17 protein-coding genes and 1 pseudogene are annotated in these 18,858 nt (G+C 38.5%); 10 read left to right on the top strand and 8 right to left on the bottom strand.

Annotated elements, in window-relative coordinates; genetic code table 11:
* Positions 1 to 383: 383 nt before the first annotated feature.
* From HMPREF9073_RS00195 to HMPREF9073_RS00220, 6 genes are all read right to left on the bottom strand, one after another.
* Complete coding sequence (locus HMPREF9073_RS00195) at positions 384 to 1,442, bottom strand: hypothetical protein (RefSeq protein ID WP_232212832.1); 1,059 nt, start codon at positions 1,440 to 1,442, stop codon at positions 384 to 386.
* A 51-nt stretch (positions 1,443 to 1,493) separates the two neighbouring features.
* Positions 1,494 to 2,102 carry a hypothetical protein gene (locus tag HMPREF9073_RS00200; protein WP_009411967.1) on the bottom strand — a complete coding sequence of 203 codons (609 nt, stop codon included), beginning with the start codon at positions 2,100 to 2,102 and terminating at the stop codon, positions 1,494 to 1,496.
* Positions 2,103 to 2,242: 140 nt separating this feature from the next.
* Complete coding sequence (locus tag HMPREF9073_RS00205; protein WP_034554974.1) at positions 2,243 to 2,611, bottom strand: 3-hydroxyacyl-ACP dehydratase; 369 nt, start codon at positions 2,609 to 2,611, stop codon at positions 2,243 to 2,245.
* A gap of 16 nt (positions 2,612 to 2,627) precedes the next feature.
* Entirely contained in the window at positions 2,628 to 3,230 is a 603-nt protein-coding gene (locus HMPREF9073_RS00210; RefSeq protein ID WP_009411969.1) for a hypothetical protein, read from the bottom strand.
* Positions 3,208 to 3,822 (bottom strand): outer membrane lipoprotein carrier protein LolA, encoded by a 615-nt coding sequence (locus tag HMPREF9073_RS00215; protein WP_009411970.1) that lies wholly within the window; start codon positions 3,820 to 3,822, stop codon positions 3,208 to 3,210. The genes HMPREF9073_RS00210 and HMPREF9073_RS00215 overlap by 23 nt, the downstream gene beginning before the upstream one ends.
* Positions 3,819 to 4,550 (bottom strand): polysaccharide deacetylase family protein, encoded by a 732-nt coding sequence (locus HMPREF9073_RS00220; protein ID WP_009411971.1) that lies wholly within the window; start codon positions 4,548 to 4,550, stop codon positions 3,819 to 3,821. The genes HMPREF9073_RS00215 and HMPREF9073_RS00220 overlap by 4 nt, the downstream gene beginning before the upstream one ends.
* 262 nt (positions 4,551 to 4,812) lie before the next feature.
* Between HMPREF9073_RS00220 and HMPREF9073_RS00225 the strand changes: the two genes are divergently transcribed.
* From HMPREF9073_RS00225 to HMPREF9073_RS00240, 3 genes are all read left to right on the top strand, one after another.
* Positions 4,813 to 5,001 (top strand): hypothetical protein, encoded by a 189-nt coding sequence (locus HMPREF9073_RS00225; protein ID WP_009411973.1) that lies wholly within the window; start codon positions 4,813 to 4,815, stop codon positions 4,999 to 5,001.
* A gap of 17 nt (positions 5,002 to 5,018) precedes the next feature.
* Positions 5,019 to 5,234, top strand: coding sequence for a hypothetical protein (locus HMPREF9073_RS00230; protein ID WP_009411974.1), 216 nt, complete (start codon positions 5,019 to 5,021; stop codon positions 5,232 to 5,234).
* Positions 5,235 to 5,534: 300 nt separating this feature from the next.
* Positions 5,535 to 6,479 carry a leucine-rich repeat domain-containing protein gene (locus tag HMPREF9073_RS00240; RefSeq protein ID WP_009411976.1) on the top strand — a complete coding sequence of 315 codons (945 nt, stop codon included), beginning with the start codon at positions 5,535 to 5,537 and terminating at the stop codon, positions 6,477 to 6,479.
* Positions 6,480 to 6,540: 61 nt separating this feature from the next.
* On the opposite strand, the gene HMPREF9073_RS00245 is transcribed toward HMPREF9073_RS00240, so the two are convergent.
* Together HMPREF9073_RS00245 and ccsA are read right to left on the bottom strand one after the other, a co-directional pair.
* On the bottom strand, positions 6,541 to 7,503 hold the full coding sequence (locus HMPREF9073_RS00245; RefSeq protein WP_009411977.1) for a beta-ketoacyl synthase N-terminal-like domain-containing protein: 963 nt from the start codon (positions 7,501 to 7,503) through the stop codon (positions 6,541 to 6,543).
* Positions 7,504 to 7,558: 55 nt separating this feature from the next.
* Positions 7,559 to 10,258: a cytochrome c biogenesis protein CcsA gene (ccsA, locus tag HMPREF9073_RS00250; protein ID WP_083866066.1), complete on the bottom strand. Its 2,700-nt coding sequence runs from the start codon at positions 10,256 to 10,258 to the stop codon at positions 7,559 to 7,561.
* A gap of 215 nt (positions 10,259 to 10,473) precedes the next feature.
* Between ccsA and HMPREF9073_RS00255 the strand changes: the two genes are divergently transcribed.
* The 7 genes and pseudogenes from HMPREF9073_RS00255 (at position 10,474) to HMPREF9073_RS00285 (ending at position 18,857) form a co-directional block, all read left to right on the top strand.
* Positions 10,474 to 10,782, top strand: coding sequence for a hypothetical protein (locus tag HMPREF9073_RS00255; protein WP_009411979.1), 309 nt, complete (start codon positions 10,474 to 10,476; stop codon positions 10,780 to 10,782).
* Positions 10,783 to 10,828: 46 nt separating this feature from the next.
* Positions 10,829 to 13,156 (top strand): annotated as a pseudogene (locus tag HMPREF9073_RS00260) (TonB-dependent receptor).
* 14 nt (positions 13,157 to 13,170) lie between these two features.
* Positions 13,171 to 13,911 carry a hypothetical protein gene (locus HMPREF9073_RS00265; RefSeq protein WP_009411982.1) on the top strand — a complete coding sequence of 247 codons (741 nt, stop codon included), beginning with the start codon at positions 13,171 to 13,173 and terminating at the stop codon, positions 13,909 to 13,911.
* A gap of 21 nt (positions 13,912 to 13,932) precedes the next feature.
* Positions 13,933 to 14,862, top strand: coding sequence for a hypothetical protein (locus HMPREF9073_RS00270; protein WP_009411983.1), 930 nt, complete (start codon positions 13,933 to 13,935; stop codon positions 14,860 to 14,862).
* Between the two features lie 174 nt (positions 14,863 to 15,036).
* Positions 15,037 to 16,662 carry an L-glutamate gamma-semialdehyde dehydrogenase gene (gene pruA, locus HMPREF9073_RS00275; RefSeq protein WP_009411984.1) on the top strand — a complete coding sequence of 542 codons (1,626 nt, stop codon included), beginning with the start codon at positions 15,037 to 15,039 and terminating at the stop codon, positions 16,660 to 16,662.
* Positions 16,663 to 16,824: 162 nt separating this feature from the next.
* Complete coding sequence (locus HMPREF9073_RS00280) at positions 16,825 to 18,504, top strand: putative transporter (protein WP_009411985.1); 1,680 nt, start codon at positions 16,825 to 16,827, stop codon at positions 18,502 to 18,504.
* A gap of 47 nt (positions 18,505 to 18,551) precedes the next feature.
* Positions 18,552 to 18,857: a YbaB/EbfC family nucleoid-associated protein gene (locus HMPREF9073_RS00285; protein ID WP_009411986.1), complete on the top strand. Its 306-nt coding sequence runs from the start codon at positions 18,552 to 18,554 to the stop codon at positions 18,855 to 18,857.
* Position 18,858: the final 1 nt, after the last annotated feature.

Consider the following 18,858-nt stretch of genomic DNA (forward strand, 5'->3'; position numbering starts at 1 on the left):
GGGGATGGGGTGGGAGCGGTGGGAGAGAAACTCGGAGGGACTAGGAGAAACTTGGAGGGACTGAGAGGGGTGAGAGTTTTTTCGGGGGATGTGAGTGATGGGAGTTGTGGGAGTGGTGAGAGCTGCGGGAGTAGTGAGAGCTGTGGGAGCGGTGGGAACGGTGGGAGCGGTGGGAGCGGTGAGAGCGGTGGGAGTTGTGGGAGTTGTGGGAGGGATGGGATAACCCCCGACTCACTTACTCGGCAAGTTGCCGACAACCCCGAAGGGGGACTAGCCGGAAAATGAAGACTGAAGGTGGGAGGGTTGAGAATAAAAAATAATTTTTATTAGTAGAAATTTTAAAAATAGCTTCTTAGATATAAGTTATTTATAAAGGAGTACAACTATCTCGTACCACAGCTAAATTCTCTCAATGCTGATTTAGGTATACTCTTCCCTGTGCTATCGTAATATTTTACTCCTTGCTCATTCTCTACCTCAACTGCTAAATTAATTAAATGAGCGTTTTTTATCTTTCCACAATTCAGTTTTTGAAAGAATTGGTTATAAATATTTACCTCTTCTTTATTTTTAGTAATGATAAAAGTATCATTCCTAATAATAGTGTCATAGGTTCCCAAAAGAGCTTTATTCTTAAAAATGTCTATAATTTCATATTTCTTACCCTTAGGAAATACTTCAAAATAATCATCAAAATCACGAGTACTATAACGATAATTTTTTAGATTATATATTTCTGATGTGATTTTTCTAAAAGTGTACTTAGCTTCATCTATCAAAACTATTTTATCTCCCATAGGAATAAATACTTTCTCCAAATCTCCATTCTCCTTAATAAACAGATATATTTGTTTACTATCTTTTAGTTTTAGCACCAAAATAGCATATTGCTCTGTATCAAAAGTAAGCCAACGAGGTGTATCTTTATGATTATCAATAATATAATGACCAAAACCATAAGTGGGTATCTTATTAGCTATACGTGCCAACACTGCGGTATGATTATTTACCATTTCACAAATAATATGTCCCTCTTCTCTCTCTTCAGAGGATATTATTGTATCACACAAATACGTTTTTCCTACAAAATCCTGAAATGAAGTTTTACTTATATCTTTAGTAAATATTATTTCAGTATTGTCTTCTAAAATCTCTTCTTCAGAATACTCATCATCATCTTTCCTCCAATAAGGAGATAAAAAATTAAAGAAATTATCTTTTATGGGGTATTTAACATCAAAATCTAAATCTAAAGCCCTATAGTTTCCATTTCTTAATTTCTGGAAGAATGTATAATTACCACTATCATCATAAGCGATAGCATCTACTTCAGGTGCATTGAAAGCTGCTTGTGCGCAAAGGGTTGTAGAAAAAAGAGATAATAAAATAAATAGTATTTGCATATCACTAAAAATTAGGAATAAATATAAAAAAATAGCCAAAGAGACGAACTTTTGGGATTATTCATATCTTTGGCAAAGTGTAGATTGTTTTTATTCTTCGTCATCACCATCCCAGTATTCTAAAAACTCTTTAATGAGTTTGGCGGGATTGGCTTTTTTAGTCCAAAGAATTGGAGTTTCTTCAAAATCTTGCTGATGAATAATAATAGGAATATTACGACCGAATATTTTCTCTATTTCACCTTCATCTAACAATTGTTTGGCGAGGGCGATCACTTCTTTTATAAATTCTTTGCAAAATCTATCTCCTTTTTTGAGGAGTTTATCGTACAAATCCTCGTCTTCTTCAATAGCACGATCATTTTCTTCATCGGTGTAAAAGTGAGGGGTTTTGGCAAACCATTGTTTAAGCAGTTTATCTTTTTTACCTCCTATAGTTTCCATTTCAGTTTGTAACCAATAATCAAAATTCCACTTGGCTTCTTCTTTAGAGGCAGCATTGTAGCTTTCTTCTTTTACATTTGAAAGGGTGTTATAGCTCAGTGTAATTTTAGGGAATCGCAAATCGTCGTCGTCACAGGTGTAGCAAAAAGACAGTGCGTATACATCTTTTTTATCCTCCTCATTCACAATCTCTTGAATTGCATTTTTCAACTTCTCGTAACTCTTCTCTGTAAATTTTTTTCGTTCCTTTTCCACTATTAATATTGCTGTTTTAGTGTTATTTATTTGTAATGCTTTTTTTAAAATGATTGCAAAAGTAGTTATTTTATTTTACATAGCGCAATTTTTTTAACTATTTTTTTTCATTTTACACAATGAGTAAAGAAACGAACTTCTTAAGATAGTATTTTGTATAAATTCGTAAGTTTTAATGCTACTGTTTCATCAAAAGAGGTAGTATTTTTCACTTGTATATCGGCCTCTTTATGTTGAATAGCGAGCGTAAGTTGCAACATAGGATGAGTTATAGGGTTGATAAGTGCCATAAACTTTACATTAGTTGTTTTGACTAAGAAGAGTTTATGTTCTGTAATTTCCTCGGTGAGGTTTTTGATGATTTGCATCATACACACCCCTGGTGTGATAGGGTTGTTAGGAAAATGCCCTTCGAAAATAGGGTGTTGAGGATTTAGGGTAAGGGTACAGAGGTAATTTTCTGCATCTTGTTTTTCTAAGTTATTGAGGGTATAAAAATCTTTTAACATCTTTAACAATTGACAATTAAGAATTAACAAGGGGTTCTAAAACTATTTTAATGGTAAGGGTGTGGTGCTCTATGGTTATGTTGTTAGGATTGTATATAAAGGTAGTATACAACCTTTTACCTTGTATATTGAGTTGCTTTTGGAGTGTATCTTCTGAGGTAAACAGATAAACTGTATCATTCCCATCTTTGCTTTGTTCCACCACTATAGTGTTATTTATGTATTTTTGGGTAACCTGCCAATGGGTTTTCAGTAGGTGATTAAAGTCGGTATTGAAGGTACGAATAATGATTTTTCTATTGAGATCAGGAGTTATATAGTTGGTTTTTATCTTTCCGTTTTGGTTTTCAAAATCGAAAAGCGTGTTGCCAAAGTCGGTAGTGAGGGCTACTCGCCACGTATTGTCTGCGGTAATTTTAGCTGCTAAGAGTCCGCTAAAAGTGTGACCATAAGCAGTAATAGTAGCTCGATAGAGATACTCCTCCCCTACTCTTATGTGGGGATTGGCTATCGTTGTTGGCGTTGTAGCCATTGATTGGTATTCAGCAGGGAGGTTATAAGAAGGTGAGCAACTACCGAGCCATATAGCAAACAGACTACATTTTAAAATTTGCTTCATCAATTTTTGTATTTAGTTTTTTATTGCTGAATAGGATTTCGGTATAGTCTTTAGAAGGTTCAATGAGTTTTACACGTTCCACGACACTATCAACATCGAAATAAAGATGAATTTCACTCACATATTTTAAGAGAGTCTTATCCTTAGGCAATAGTTTTACCAATGTACTTTTGCCCGATTTAGCAAAGGTCATTGCAAATTCTTTCTCGTTGAACATATCACCACTGATAGAACTCACTATCAAGTTGTTTATTTTTTTGAAGACCTTATTATCGGCTTTTATCTGTGAGACATTACCTGCATCGTTCACCGTGATTTTATCTTTCTGAAAAATAATGCGATACTGGTAAGGTTTAGTGTATTGCCAATTCAGTTTATCGGGTTTAGCGAATGCCATTTTTCCAAAAGTCTCAATGTCCTTACTCATAAAATCCAAGTGTTTTTTCTGAGTAAAATCGGCTTGCATTGTTTGGATTGACTTGTTTTTAGCAATAGTTTGCGTTTTGAAGTCGCGTATTTGGGCTTCAGTAAGGGCTTGGGCACTGATTGTTAAAGGTGCAACACAAATAAGAAATATTAAGAGTTTTTTCATTCTAAATTGTTTGTAATTGTATAGTTATTTTCTTTGAGGTACTGCAATAAGCGTTCCAAAACGGTAAGGGTATGGGGCAGACGGTCGTGCATTAATATGATATTGCCATTGGTAAGTTTGCGCACAATGCGATGAAAAAGCTTATCTTCATTGAGTATTATAGTATCTAATGAGCGTACATCCCAGCCTATAGCTTTTTTAGCTGTTGCCCGAATTGCTCTAGCAACGGGTGGTGAGGTGATTCCGTATGGAGGTCGGAAATATGGGGTGACAATATCCAAGTGCGCCAATACTTCATCGGTATGGCGAATTTCGTTGGCAAGGGCTTTTGCGTGCAGAATATTTTTAGGCTGATGTGTAAAAGTATGGTTTGCCACTAAATGACCTTCAGCTTGCATACGTTTGACGACCTCTGGATACTTTTGTATTTGTTCACCTACACAAAAAAAGACTGCTTTGGCGTTGTATTGCTCCAAAAGGTCTAAGAATTGTGGTGTGAGTTCTGAGGGACCATCATCAAAAGTTAGTGCTATTGTTTTTGCTGGACGCCCCTTTAAGAAGTATTGTGTTTTAACAAAATAAGAGAGGCGGATATCGAATACGCCCCAAGAGGTAATGCCTAAAAATAGAATTACTAATAGAATATAGACATATAGGGGGGCTTGCCATAGGGGGCAAGTTCCTATGGCAATTACAAAAATAACAGAGGTGTAAAAGTGTTTATTCAATGGTTTAAATAGTGAATACTTTAGTTTTTCTACAATAAAAGTTGTTTTAGTATGGCAAAAGTAACATACATTTTACTTCCTTACAAATATTTGAGTTATTTTTTTCTCTAAGCGTAGGAATTTAGCTTTTATTAAGGGAATTTTATTTTTACTTTTTTCGATGTAAAATTTTCTTCGTTTGAAAATAAGTTGTACATTTGTCGCGAATTTAAAAACATTATTAACAGCATAAAACACTTACCTAAACTATTACTCTAAAATTATGAAAGATGAATTAGAAGAAATAGATAATGAGATACAACGTTTAAAACAAAAGATGTCTGATTATCTGAAATTTACCAAAGTTTTTGACGAAGCTCCTGAGAAAATAGAAATTCAAATCAACATTATGCTTGATGACTTATACAAATTGATAGAAAAACGCAGTGAGTTACAAAATAATGAATACTAATCTAAAAAATATCTAAAATGGAAACACTCAAAAAAGATTTACAAGCATTAATGCAATTTTCGGGCAGTGCTTTGTTTGACAGTAAGTTATTAGAATTAAAAAACACTTATACTACTACTGAAGAGCGTTCATTTATATACCATTTTTTCTTATCGGATATGGAAAGAACACATAATACTATTAAGGATATTTCTAAGCGATTAGAAACTATACGAGTAGCTGAAACGGCATAAGTAGTAGAAAGAAAACAGAATAACAATTACATAAAGACATAAATTAGCGTTTCGCTTTACAATTTCCTAACTTCAGAAAATACGACCATATTTTTTATACCAAGGAAAGTGAAGTGGAAATGCCTGCGTTATAAGCGTGGGCATTCCTTTTGCTTTTGGTATAAGCCTTTGGTCGGGCTTCTGAAGTTGAGCAATAAGGAATGTTTCACGTTTTTTTATGCGTTTATATGAATGATAAAGGCGGAAACCGAAAAGCCTGTAAGAGAGTAGGAATAATAAACTAAATTTTTTATTTAACAAATGAGAAAAGTAATTTTAATGGCAGTAGCTGTGTTGGTTGCAATAACTATTAGCAATTGCGGAAAAGAAACCGAAAAAGTAATTGAACGTGTAGAAGTTCAAAAAGGCAGTCAAATTCTTTCAGGTAATGATGTACCAACGACTTCATTAGGAGCTGTAGGAGACTATTATCTAAACAAAACTACAATGGAACTCTACGGTCCTAAAACAACTGAAGGATGGGGAAATGCCATAGGTCTAAAAGGAGCTCAAGGTGAAAAGGGAAAAGGTGGAGCAACTATTCTATCTGGAATTACAGCTCCTACTACTTCACAAGGAAAAATAGGAGATTGGTACATTGACACTCAAAACAAACATCTTTACGGACCTAAAACAGAAAGTGGTTGGGGCACAGGAATTAGCTTGATAGGCAGCGGCAGTGGTACTACACAAAAAGCAGATTTTTTAGTAAGTGACGATGGCACAACACTCTTGCAATGGAGAAATAAAAATTCTACAAGTATTGATATGACGGCTATCCCTGAATTGGCTACTGTTACTAAAATAGGGAATAGTGCCTTTTATGGTTGTGGAGATTTATCATCGATTAAACTTACTGAAAAAATAACTACTATAGGGCATTCAGCATTTGAAGATTGTGGTATAGAAGAAATTCGTTTACCTAAGAATATTACTTCACTTGGTCGTTATGTTTTTGAAAATACAAATATTAAGAATATTTATATAGAAGCAACTACTCCTCCCATACTTTATAATGCAAGAGGTGGCAATAATCCTTCTTTAGGAAAGATAGATTTTCAGTTGAAAAATGTGTATGTTCCTGCAAGTAGTTTAAACGCTTATAAGAATAATGCTCAATGGAAATATATTACTGATATAACAGGATATGACCCTAATACCCAACAACAAGTAGTAAAAGGTACTAAACTAAAAGCTATGCCTTAATTTTCATCAATAATAGAAACAGAAACTGCAACACCTACTTATTGTAAGTGTTGCTCTTTTTTTATTTCTTCAACAATACAAAACTAAAATCTTTGCCTCTATACGAATTTACTAATAAAATATATTGTATAGGGGTGGAGAGAGTGAGTTCGCAAATGGCAGGAAGGGTTTGCTTTTGTAGTACTTGGCAAGCCAACCAAAATCCGAAAGCTGAAGCTGTGTAATACTCACTACTCAGGGTTTTATAATGCAAGGTAGGGCGTTGCCAAGAACGGTTTTCAACTTCGCCAGTAAGTATCAAATCTATATTAGAGAGAGTAAGATGGTGGCGAGAAAGAAAGTCGTTAAGGGCTGTTTGTTGTTGATCGGGGGTGAGTTCATTGTACAAAGCTACATCTACAAGTTCTCCATAGGTATTGGGGGTAGCCTCTGTAGATAAAGCAAAGAAACTTGCGCCTTCTCCTTTTTGGTCAAGCCCTACTAAATCATATAAATACAAAGTGTGTGGACTGTGTTCATCTACACCTCCTACCAAAGCCGTATTGATAGTGTCTTGTTCCATTTGCATTTTAGCATCTAACAAAGCTGATTCAAATGATACAGCCCCATTTACATAGGTAAAGTTTTCTCCTTTGCACTGCAACAAAAGAGCTATTTGCCCTGCAACAGTATTGTGGGTAGATTGTATAAAAGCCGTGGGAGTAAGGTGTTCTTCATTATCGTTGATAAGCGCTGTAAGGAATTTTTCAGAATCTTGCAAGCACCCCATACCTGTACCCACCAAAATAGCATCGGGGGTAGTGATATGTGCTTCTTTAAGAGCTTCAGTAGCTGTAGCTATACCCATTTTTACACCTTTAGCCATACGACGACTAGCATTAGGGGCAATATATTCTTTATAAGAAGGTTCTTGAGCGTAACACACTTCCTCTGGAGTAACCTTTATGGCTTCATCGAGGAAATGAGGAGTTAAGAAAGTAGGTTGAGCCGATATGCAGGCTATTCCGTTGATATAAGACTTCATTCAATTAACAATTTACAATTTACAATATAATAATTAACAATTTAGGGGTTAGAAATTAGGAATTAGTATTAGAGTTCGGCAAAACTTGTGATGCATTTCTCACTCTCAAATACGATACCAGTCCTAACAACAGTACTATACCCACAACATAATAGATGAAGGTAGGGGTGATAATTTTGTCACCAGTGGCATAGCTGTGCATACCTGTAAGGTAAAAATTCACGCCAAAATAAGTCATTAGGATACTGCCAAAGGCAATGATACTCATAAAGTTGAACGCCCATCGTCCGCGCCAATAGGGTATCAAGCGCAGGTGTATCACCAAGGCGTAAATCATAATGCTAATCAATGCCCAAGTTTCTTTGGGATCCCACGCCCAATAACGTCCCCAGCTTTCGTTTGCCCACATACCGCCCAAAAAGTTGCCTATGGTAAGCATCACGAGCCCGACTGTAAGAGCTAATTCGTTTACGATAGTTAGTTCTTGTTGTATGAGGTTGATTTTATAAGCGTTCTTGCGAGTAGTGACTATCATCAGTAGGAGGTTGATAACACCTAAGAGCATTCCTAAAGCAAAAGGTCCATAACTACCTACAATCACAGCAACGTGTAGCATCAGCCAATAGCTATTGAGCACGGGTTGGAGGGTACCAATAGCAGGATCCATCCAATTCCAGTGGGCTATCATCAGTATCATAGCGGTTACAAAAGCCGTAGCTGCAACCGTAAGAGGGGAACGTCGCGAAAAGAAAAATCCTACCCCAATAGCCGACCATCCTACATATATCATACTCTCATAAGCATCGCTAAAAGGTGCGTGACCTGAAAGATACCAACGTACAACAAGTCCTACAGTATGCAGGATAAAACAGAGCCACAACAAGGCTATACCTATTTGGGTAAGTCTTCTAAAAATTTGTTTTGGTATAAAAATATGCCATAGTAATACTATAAATAACACTGTACCAAGATACAAATACGCTTGAAAGAGTTGTTCAAAAATGTTGATGCGATTGTACCATAATTCGGTTTGTATTTTGGCAGGTGAGGGCAATACCTCAGCCGAGTAAAACTCTTGTTGTAGTTTGATATTGTTGAGCACCTTATCAGCTTTGCTATAATCGCCTGTTTCAGTGGCTTGTTGTAGCAAAATAAGGTAAGCTGGTAATGCGTTTTTTACAAATTGTTTGTACAGTGGGTCGGTGATTTGGAGGGTGTCGTTTACGTAATCTAAGTGCGAAATCCACTTATGATTAGGGTCATTAGGCACAGGGAAGACCTTAAAGATATCGCCTTGTAATGCTCTGTTAAGCAACCCAATACGTTGGTCTACTTCCTTAAAATCTTTTTGAAATTGGTTAGGAGTATTTGTATTGTAAATATCTTTTAATAAAGGGGTGAGCTTGTACTGTCCATTTGCATCAAAAAAATCTTTGGGCTTCACCCATTTGGTTCCTTTGGGGACTCCCAAAAAGTGATGTAAACTGTCATTAGCTTTTTTCACATAGATAATGTCCGACTCATACCACGCTTGCGGACTGAGGAGCATAGAAAGCAAAACTTGATCGGAAGTTAAACCTTTATAAGTATCGTGTTTGCTAAGTTTTCGTAAGAGTTCTGAAGAGAAGGTATTCACAGGCTTAAAGCGCCCATCATCTTGAATGAGCATTGCACCAAATTTTTCAGCGTGCGCTTTGTTGGGTACTACCATAGGAGTTTGGGCAGTAGCCAAAGAGCCAAAACATAATGCCAAAACTATTGCAATTCTTTTAGCTTGTAGGTCTTTGAGTTGCTGATTGAGTTTCCTGAATCGGGATTTGCCTACAAACATAAATGCCAGCAGACTGCCGAAGAGCAGTATATAACCTACGTAAGTGATGAGGGTACCCCAAAAGTCGTGGTTTACCGATAGTATAGTACCTTGTTCATCGGGGTGAAAAGAAGATTGGAATAAACGATAACCTTGATAATTGAGAATATGGTTCATCTCAATATCATAAGGAAAAGTCTTCCCTCCCCCACTCACGGTTACTTTACTTTTAAAGGAAGCATAACTATTCTCGGTACCAGGGTATTTTTCGGCTATAAAATCGTTTAGAGTAAGACTGAAAGGCAACTTCTCTTCACGTGCTCCATAACTTAGGTGAAACTGCAAGCCGTTCAAATCTATAGTAGTAGGAGGGTGTTGCACACCGCGTTTGCCCATCACCGTTACTTCTTTGCGCTGATTGCCTGAAACAACTTCCAATACTAGGACATTCATCTCCTTGCCTATGGGTTTAAACGATTTATACGTAATACTAAAAGGTTTGCCTTTAAAGTCAGACGACCACTGATAATGATTAGAGGTATATGAAGAAAAAAGCACCTCTTTTTGTTTCTTTTTGCGCAAGAGAGCTCCTTGATAAGTGCCATCTACCATTACAGTGATATAAGTGCGATCGGAAAGGTAAGTATTTGTAGTTTCTCCTTCGCGTAGAGAAATCATACCTTCATCACCAAAATAACGCGTAACTCCAGCCCCTACGATGATAAACACCCACGAAAGGTGTAACACCAGCACTGCCCAATTCTCTCTTTTGAGCAATCGATAGCGAGAGATATTCCCTATAAAATTTACCACAAAAAGCCCCATTATCGCCTCAAACCACCAAGTGTTATACACCCAAATGCGGGCGGTATCGGTAGCGCAGTCGTTTTCTACAAAAGTTCCTACTGCCATAGCTATAGCAAAAGCAATGAAGAGAATTGCCATCAGCTTGGTAGAATAAATGAAAGATATGAGTTTCTGTATTGTCATAAATCAGGGGGCAAAAGTATAGATAAATTAGTAATTTAGCAATTTTTTCAAATAAAAACTACCCTATAATTCTTTGCTGTTTCATAAGTATTTACTAATTTTGCAAATTGAAAATGATAAAAAGACAATCGTTACATACGCGCATCTTCGCCTTTCTGCTACTTTTATGTATGCTGAAAGTTGCTTTTCCAGTGGGCGAATTCTTTCATAATCACCACACTAAGGAAGAGTTATGCGCTATAGCCACAGGCGATGAGTGCCATCACCAAGCACACTTCTCCGCTACCGACACTCATTTTGATTGTATCTTTTTACAACTTCACCAATTCTTTGCTCCTTCTTTTTTTACTTACCACTTGTGGGAGCAAACTATTTCAACTGTATTTTTCTTCATTGAAAAAGGCATCTCTCAAACTGCCTTTAGCATTCCTTCACGGGCTCCTCCTGCTAATTTATCAATGAGTCAATTTGCCAATTAGCAAATTGACAAATCGGCAAATTTGCTAATTTTCAAATTAAATTCTTATGCAAAAGATATTATCTCTTCTGCTACTCTTGTGTGCGCTTTCTTCTTTTGGACAAAGCCAATTACAACTGCAAGTAGAAGATACACACCAATTGCCTTTGGTAGGGGCAGTGGTGCACTTTATGGGCAAACACTACCTCACCGATAGCAATGGGAAAGTAACTATTGAGAAAACACCTAAAGGAACTTACCCTATCAAAATTACCTATCTCGGCTATCACGATTACGAAGCAACTATCAGTATACCTATTGCACAACCTTATAAAGTGGTGATGAAAGAAACTGTTAGTCAGTTAGATGCCGTAACGGTAGTGGGTTATGAAACTCCTATTAAAAGTGTAATAGGTTGTAAGCTCTATCCTATCGTTCGGTCAATCGGTAAAGAAGGCTTTCTAAAGTATTCAGGAGATGAACTGACTAAAATACTTACTCAAGTAGCAGGTATCTCAATGATACAAACGGGAGCTACCATTGCCAAGCCTGTCATTCACGGCTTGCACAGCAATCGTATCTTGATACTCAACAACGAGGTACGCCAAGAAGGACAACAATGGGGTGCCGACCACGCTCCTGAAATAGACCCTATGGTAGCTGACCAGATAACCGTGGTAAAAGGCGCGGATGCCGTGCGCTACGGATCCGATGCACTGGGGGGGGTAATTCTCATAGCTCCTAAAAAGCTACCCTATGGAGATGGCGTGCACGGCAGATTACTTCCCTCTTTCGCTTCCAACGGTAGAAAAACAGCCTTAACAGCAAGTGTAGAAGGTTCTGTACCTAATCTTCATTCGTGGGCGTGGCGCGTACAAGGTACGCTAAAACGCTCTGGCGACCTCAGTACCGCCAACTATTTGCTGAACAATACGGCTGCTCGTGAGGCTGACTTTTCGGTAGCTACAGGCGTACAAAAAAAACAAGGTACTGCCGAGCTGTTTTATAGCCGTTATGAGAATGAAAGTAGTGTGTTCTACGGGTCGCATATTGGTAATTTAGACGACTTATTGGGTAGGTTTGAAATCGGTAGACCTCTCACTACCTATCCGTTTTCGTACACTATCAACGCGCCTAAACAAAAGGTTGTGCATCACTTGTTAAAAGCTAAGGCGTTTTACTATTTGCCTTTTGGTGGCAAACTCACTGCGCAATACGCTTTCCAGAAAGATATACGCCAAGAGTTCAGCCTCCGCCGAATGGATAGAACGCGCATCCCTGCCCTCAATATGGAGCTCACTACTCACACCTTCGATATTGATTGGGAGCACAGCTATGAGCGTTGGCAAACAATGATAGGTGGTAGTTTCGGCAAGCAGGATAACTACAACCAACCGGGCACAGGGGTAGTACCTGTAATCCCTAACTTTGCCTCGCTTAGCTATGGTGCTTTTGGTATACAACGTTATGATTACCAAAAGTGGCTTGCTGAGGTAGGACTTAGGTAAGACTACAAATACCTCAATGCCGATGGCTATGATATGTACTCACAACGTTATGGAGGTGAACATCAGTTTCACAATATCACTTATAGTGCAGGGATGTTATACCGTTGCCATAGATGGATAGACCTTAGCACCAATGTAGGAGTAGCGTGGCGTGCCCCTCACGTAAACGAGCTGTATAGCAGCGGGCTACACCACGGAGCGGGCACTTATGACTTGGGTGATGAGACGTTGCAGTCCGAAACGGGTATCAAGTGGCTTACCAGCTTTGCTTACAAGCACCCCAAGTTATCGCTCAATGTAGATATGTACCTGCAATGGATAAAAAACTATATCTACGATTACCCTACAGGCGAAGTACGCACTCTATTTTCGGGCGTATACCCTATCTTTCAGTATACTCAAGCGGATGCTTTCTTTAGGGGGGTAGACCTTGAGGCAAGATTGCCACTGATAAAATGGCATCGCCTAAGCGACCACGAACTAAGTTATGAGCTAAAAAGTTCTGTAGTCTTTGCCAACGAGATGCAAACCAAGCGTTATTTTCCTTTTATACCTGCTCCGCGTGTGAGTCAGCAGTTAAAATGGAACGTAGACCGCAATGGACGGTTGCTAAGAAACTTTACCGTGGGTATAGGGCATACCTTTGTAGCCAAACAAACCCGCTTTGAACCTTCTCAGGAGTTAGTTTCCACCACCCCCGATGCCTATCACCTTTTTGAAGCTAATATAGGCACTACCTTAAAAATTGGCGACCAACAGACCTTAGGAATAAGAGTCTCCGCCGAAAACCTTTTAAACACCGAATACAAAGAATACACCAATCGTTTTAGATATTATGCTCACGATTTGGGTAGAAATGTATTCGTAAGATTAAATTATAATTTCTAATAAAAACATCAAAAATGAAAAGAATATCATATTTATTAAAAGCTACCAGCTTAATAGTTTTAGTAGCTTTTACATTCAGTAGTTGTAGTAAAGACAACACCCAACCTAAAGCTGCTACTGATGAAACCAAAGACAGAGGTCACGATATGCCCGACAAAGTGCAGTTTATCATCACCGACATAGGCACTAAGGAAGTACAAGAGCGCACCGCAAACAAATCACCTAAAGGAGTTGTATACGACATCAGTAGCCCTATACAATGGCAAGTAGGACACGAATACCATTTCGAAATTGTATATTACAACAACAATGTGCGTATGAACCACGAGTTTGTAACCGCCGAAATGACACCTATCCACCAACATTTCTTTCAGTTATTTCAAGGGAATTACCCCGAAAATAAAGACGGAAGAGATGCGATGGTAACCGCTATGAACAAAGCTGTAAGTTATGAATATCAAGATACCGATCCCGAAAATGGTACTTATGGCACACAAGGAGTAAAATTGCGCTTCCGTACTTGGGACAAAAAACACCCTGAACTACGTGACCCTATCGGTCTAAAAGGCATCTTTCACATCAAAGACGAGGCTACTGCGGGCGATTATAAGTTGCGTATCAAGTTAGCACACTTCCTTATTGCTAATAAACTCAACCCTCAAACCCAAGAAGAACGCCCTTACAACGTTGTGGAGTATTCTAGTGCCTTTCAATTAGACTCCGATATGACACTCCCTATACAAATTAAACAATAACCTTTTTAACATTAAAAAACGATGAAAAATATATACGACCTTTTTAAAATCTCATTGCTCTCAATATTTGTTACTTTTCTTTCTGTCTCTTGCAGTAAAGACGATAATAAAGTAACTCCTTCTACTACTCAATCTTCTACTACTATCGTTACCACAACTTCCACAACCACAGCTACTACCGAAGAGTTTGTAGCTAAGTGGAGTCGACTTGAAGTGCGTTTTACCAAAGGGCATTCTCACGGCTATTTCCACGGCAACCCCGACTACCCCGTGAAATACCTCAAAACAGTACAACGTTTCTATTTTGAGAACAAAAATGGTGTTATTACCCCAGCAAGCGATAATCCTACCGCCATCCGTTGGGAAGGAAGTAATGATCTAGCTGGAGTATCACTCTCTGGAATAGAACTTATCTTCTATGATAAAGAGGGTAAACGTATAAACTCACTGTTGACTACTGGTCAGGCTCCCAATCACTATCAATTCTTCTTTATCGCCGATAATTTCACAGCAGTAGCTAGCAATACTACCATCCCTACTCAAGCAGAAGCCTTACATTACAAATACCGCGATACCAATCCTGAAGAATTGTACATCAAAGGCGGTAATTATGATAAAAATCCAAACGCCCCTAAAGGAGTACTCCGTAGAGAGCAAATAGGATTGAAAGGATTCTTTGAAATCAAAAGAGCTTATGTAAATTTCGATTTGAAAATCGTATTAGGCTATTTCACTACCAAACCCGCTGAATTAACTTATAGTACCCTTCCTGCTAACAAAGTTATGGAGGTGAAAATCCCTATACACATTTACCACGATATCATAGCAGAAGATAAACAAATAGAAGATGCAGTGCGCGAATTTGGCGTGAGTAAAGCTGAAATCGAAAAAGACCAAAACGACATTATAGCTTCTGATCTTTCTCCTGAAAGTAGTGGTACTTTCTTGTAAAAACAAAAAAAATAAACAACAATACTTTGCCAAAGTTCATAACACAACAAACTTTGAACTTTGGCAAAGTTTTTTTATATGATTTCCTTCCTAAATTTTGCTGGTTCAAATAATTGTCGTACCTTAGCCGAAAATTTCTAATTTATTATTAACAACTTAAAACACGAAATAACAATGGGAAAAGGATTTTTTAAAGTACCTAAGGCTGTTAATGAGCCTGTAAAGAGCTATGCTCCCGGAAGTCCCGAGCGTGAAGCGGTGCTCAAAGCTTACAAAGAATTGTGGAACACCCCAGTAGATGCTCCCCTCTACATCGGTAGTGAAGAAGTGCGCACTGGCAACACTGGTGAAATGCACCCTCCTCACGACCACAAACACTGCTTAGGCATTTACCACAATGCCAATAAAGCTGAAGTAGAAAAAGCTATTTCAGTAGCCCTCGAAGCCCGCAAAAAATGGGCTGCTCTCGCGTGGGAAGAACGCGCCGCTATCTTTTTAAAAGCAGCTGACCTTATCGCTGGTCCTTACCGCGCCAAAATGAACGCTGCTACTATGATTGCACAATCAAAAACTGTACACCAAGCCGAAATCGACTCAGCTTGCGAACTTATCGACTTCTTGCGCTTCAATGTCGAATTTATGGCTAATATCTATAACGACCAACCCAACTCTTCTGAAGGAGTTTGGAATCGTGTTGAATACCGCCCACTTGAAGGATTTGTATATGCCGTTACTCCTTTCAACTTTACTGCTATTTCTGGCAATTTGCCCGCCAGTGCTGCCTTAATGGGTAATGTGGTAATTTGGAAACCAAGTACTTCGCAAATCTTCTCCGCTAATATGATAGTCGAAGTCTTCAAAAAAGCAGGCTTACCCGATGGCGTTATCAATGTACTACACGGCAATGCCGCTATGATTACCGACACACTACTTGCAAGCCCTCACTTCGCAGGCATTCACTTCACTGGCTCTACCAATGTATTCCAAGATATTTGGAAAAAAATAGGCAACAATATCCATAATTACCGAACTTATCCTAAAATCGTAGGTGAAACAGGTGGTAAAGACTTTATCCTCGCTCACCCAAGTGCTTGTCCTAAACAAGTGGCTACAGCTATTACTCGCGGTGCTTTTGAGTATCAGGGGCAAAAATGTAGTGCCGCCTCTCGTGTCTACTTGCCTAAATCAAAAGCTAATGAAACCTTAGCCTTCGTAAAAGAAGATGTATTGTCTTTCAAAATGGGTTCTCCCGAAAACTTCGAAAATTTCATCACTGCCGTTATTCACGAACATTCTTTCGATAAATTAGCTAAATATATCGACCAAGCTAAAAAAGATAAAGATGCCGAGATATTCGTCGGCGGTGGCTACGACAAGAGCAAAGGCTATTTCATTGAACCTACCGTGATTGTCACTACCAATCCTCATTATACCACTATGGAAACCGAACTTTTCGGACCTGTAGTAACCGTGTATGTATATGATGACTCTAAATGGGAAGAAACCTTGAAACTCGTTGATGAAACTTCAGCTTATGCGCTCACAGGAGCAATATTTGCTACTTGCCGTTATGCCATAGACGAAGCTGTGAAAGCCCTTGAAAACGCCGCTGGTAACTTCTATATAAACGATAAACCTACAGGAGCTGTCGTTGGGCAACAACCTTTTGGAGGCGCACGTGCCTCAGGTACTAACGATAAAGCTGGATCTGCCCAAAATCTGTTGCGTTGGGTATCGCCACGCCTCATCAAAGAAACATTTGTACCACCCGTAGACTACCGTTATCCGTTCTTAGGATAATAAATAAAATTTTAACTTTGCCAAAGTTCTCTGCCCGTGTGGTTCGCATCTTTGGCAAAGTTTCTCTTAAATTTATATAAAAAACAGTTCCTTTACAAACACTTGTATTTGTTCGGGGCTTAATTAATCATTAAACACTAAACATTAATCATTAAACATTAAATGGAATGGCTTTGGAATTTGATGACTAACCACGAAAGTGTCGCCTACACCGTAATAGTGTATAGCGTAGTCATCGCAGTAGGAGTTGCCTTAGGTAAAATAAAAATATTCGGCATCTCATTCGGGATCGCTTGGGTACTTTTTGCAGGTATCGCTATGGCCGAATTAGGCTTTACTATCAATTCTCACATACAACACTTCATAAAAGAATTTGGACTTATTCTATTTGTATATACCATCGGATTACAAGTAGGACCTGGATTCTTCGCTTCCTTCCAAAAAGAAGGTATCAAACTCAATTTATTAGCTGTACTCTCCATTGTAATGTGTATGTTTACAGTAATTGCTATTCACTACCTCACCCAAACTGATATGGGCACCTTGGTAGGAATAATGTCAGGCGCTGTAACCAACACTCCAGGACTCGGTGCTGCACAAGCTACATTAGAAGATGTATTCAAAGGCGACCCCACTACAATACCTTCCCTCTCTACTGCCTATGCAGTAGCTTACCCATTTGGAGTATTGGGAATCATATTAGTGATGTTAGGACTCAAAGCTTTTCTAAAAGTAAATGTAGAAGCCGAAAAACGCCTCAATGCTGTGCGCCATTCTAAAGATCAAGTAATTATCAATAGATTTGCTATTAAAGTTACAAACCCTGCGCTCTATGGCAAAAAATTAAAAGTCATCAGAGAAACTCTTGATTTTGATTTTACTGTTTCTCGTATGTGTCGAAAAGGCGAAATACTAATGGCTGATGCAACTACTGTTATTCAAGAAGGCGACATCGTACTGATAGTAGTCAATAAAAAAGAAAACGAGAAGTTTCTTACTCTAATGGGCGAAAGTGTTCCTATTCTCGACTATTTCCCCGACGAAAAAGAAATGCGTTACACCTCTCGTCGCATCAATGTTACCCAGCGTGCTATTTTCACTAAAACCTTAGCCGAACTCGATGTGCGCAAGCATTTTGGAGTAACGATTACTCGTGTATTCCGTGCAGGTATTGAGTTTGTACCTTCTGCTCATACCAAGTTGCAGTTTGGCGATACCATTACTGTAATAGGCGACGAAACTCATATACAACTCGTGAGCAAAGAGTTTGGTAACTCCAAACGCCGATTGCAAACCCCTCATATCGCCGAACTCTTTATGGGAATTACCCTCGGAGTACTTTTAGGCTGTATTCCTTTCTCTATCCCAGGAATTCCTGTACCTGTAAAATTAGGATTAGCAGGTGGCCCCCTTATCGTAGCAATACTTATCAGTAGGTATGGAGGTAAATTTTCAGTAACACACTATGTATCTCAAAGTGCCAACCTAATGGTGCGCGAAATAGGTATTGTACTTTTCCTCGCCAGTGTAGGCTTGGATGCAGGAGCTACTTTTGTAGAAACGATCTTGCATGGTCAAGGTTTATATTGGATGGGATTAGGCGCACTTATCACTCTTATACCCCTCATTATCACATCTTTGGCAGCACGTATCAAAGGAAAATTGGACTATTTAGAAATTTGTGGTTTGCTATCAGGTGCCTCTACCGATCCCCCTGCTTTGGCTTTTGCCAATGATATGAATAATTCCGAAGTACCAGCCCTCACGTATGCAAGTGTTTATCCACTTACTACCTTCTTGCGAATAATGGTAGCACAATTATTGATTGTATTTTTTGTGTGATGTTTCAAAAAAAGTTGTACTTTTGCCCTCTGAAAAAATAAAATATTATGTTTGAAGATATGATGGGAATGATGGGAAAACTCAAAGAAACCCAGCAAAAAATAGAAGAGGCTAAAGCACGTTTAAATCACGTATTAGTTGATGAAATTGCCGCTGATGGCAGTGTGAAAGTAACTATTACTGCCAATCGAGAAATTAAAAGCATTCAAATAAACGAGGCTTTATTAGAAGACAAAGAAGCCTTGGAGGATTATTTGATTATCACACTCAACAAGGCTATTGCCAAAGCTACAGAAATCAATGAATTAGAATTAGCTAATGTAGCCAAGCAAGGACTTCCGTTTAACTTTTAAA

This window comes from Capnocytophaga sp. oral taxon 326 str. F0382, assembly GCF_000318295.1.
Classification (GTDB): Bacteria; Bacteroidota; Bacteroidia; order Flavobacteriales; family Flavobacteriaceae; genus Capnocytophaga; species Capnocytophaga periodontitidis.

What these genes read in the sequence shown, in the direction of transcription:
- HMPREF9073_RS00265 (WP_009411982.1), top strand. Translation starts at nt 13,171, where the DNA reads ATGAAAAGAATATCATATTTATTAAAAGCTACCAGCTTAATAGTTTTA.
- pruA (WP_009411984.1), top strand. Translation starts at nt 15,037, where the DNA reads ATGGGAAAAGGATTTTTTAAAGTACCTAAGGCTGTTAATGAGCCTGTA.
- HMPREF9073_RS00285 (WP_009411986.1), top strand. Translation starts at nt 18,552, where the DNA reads ATGTTTGAAGATATGATGGGAATGATGGGAAAACTCAAAGAAACCCAG.
- HMPREF9073_RS00230 (WP_009411974.1), top strand. Translation starts at nt 5,019, where the DNA reads ATGGAAACACTCAAAAAAGATTTACAAGCATTAATGCAATTTTCGGGC.
- HMPREF9073_RS00210 (WP_009411969.1), bottom strand. Translation starts at nt 3,230, where the DNA reads ATGAAGCAAATTTTAAAATGTAGTCTGTTTGCTATATGGCTCGGTAGT.
- HMPREF9073_RS00245 (WP_009411977.1), bottom strand. Translation starts at nt 7,503, where the DNA reads ATGAAGTCTTATATCAACGGAATAGCCTGCATATCGGCTCAACCTACT.
- ccsA (WP_083866066.1), bottom strand. Translation starts at nt 10,258, where the DNA reads ATGGCAATTCTCTTCATTGCTTTTGCTATAGCTATGGCAGTAGGAACT.
- HMPREF9073_RS00225 (WP_009411973.1), top strand. Translation starts at nt 4,813, where the DNA reads ATGAAAGATGAATTAGAAGAAATAGATAATGAGATACAACGTTTAAAA.
- HMPREF9073_RS00280 (WP_009411985.1), top strand. Translation starts at nt 16,825, where the DNA reads ATGGAATGGCTTTGGAATTTGATGACTAACCACGAAAGTGTCGCCTAC.
- HMPREF9073_RS00270 (WP_009411983.1), top strand. Translation starts at nt 13,933, where the DNA reads ATGAAAAATATATACGACCTTTTTAAAATCTCATTGCTCTCAATATTT.
- HMPREF9073_RS00255 (WP_009411979.1), top strand. Translation starts at nt 10,474, where the DNA reads ATGCTGAAAGTTGCTTTTCCAGTGGGCGAATTCTTTCATAATCACCAC.
- HMPREF9073_RS00205 (WP_034554974.1), bottom strand. Translation starts at nt 2,611, where the DNA reads ATGTTAAAAGATTTTTATACCCTCAATAACTTAGAAAAACAAGATGCA.
- HMPREF9073_RS00215 (WP_009411970.1), bottom strand. Translation starts at nt 3,822, where the DNA reads ATGAAAAAACTCTTAATATTTCTTATTTGTGTTGCACCTTTAACAATC.
- HMPREF9073_RS00240 (WP_009411976.1), top strand. Translation starts at nt 5,535, where the DNA reads ATGAGAAAAGTAATTTTAATGGCAGTAGCTGTGTTGGTTGCAATAACT.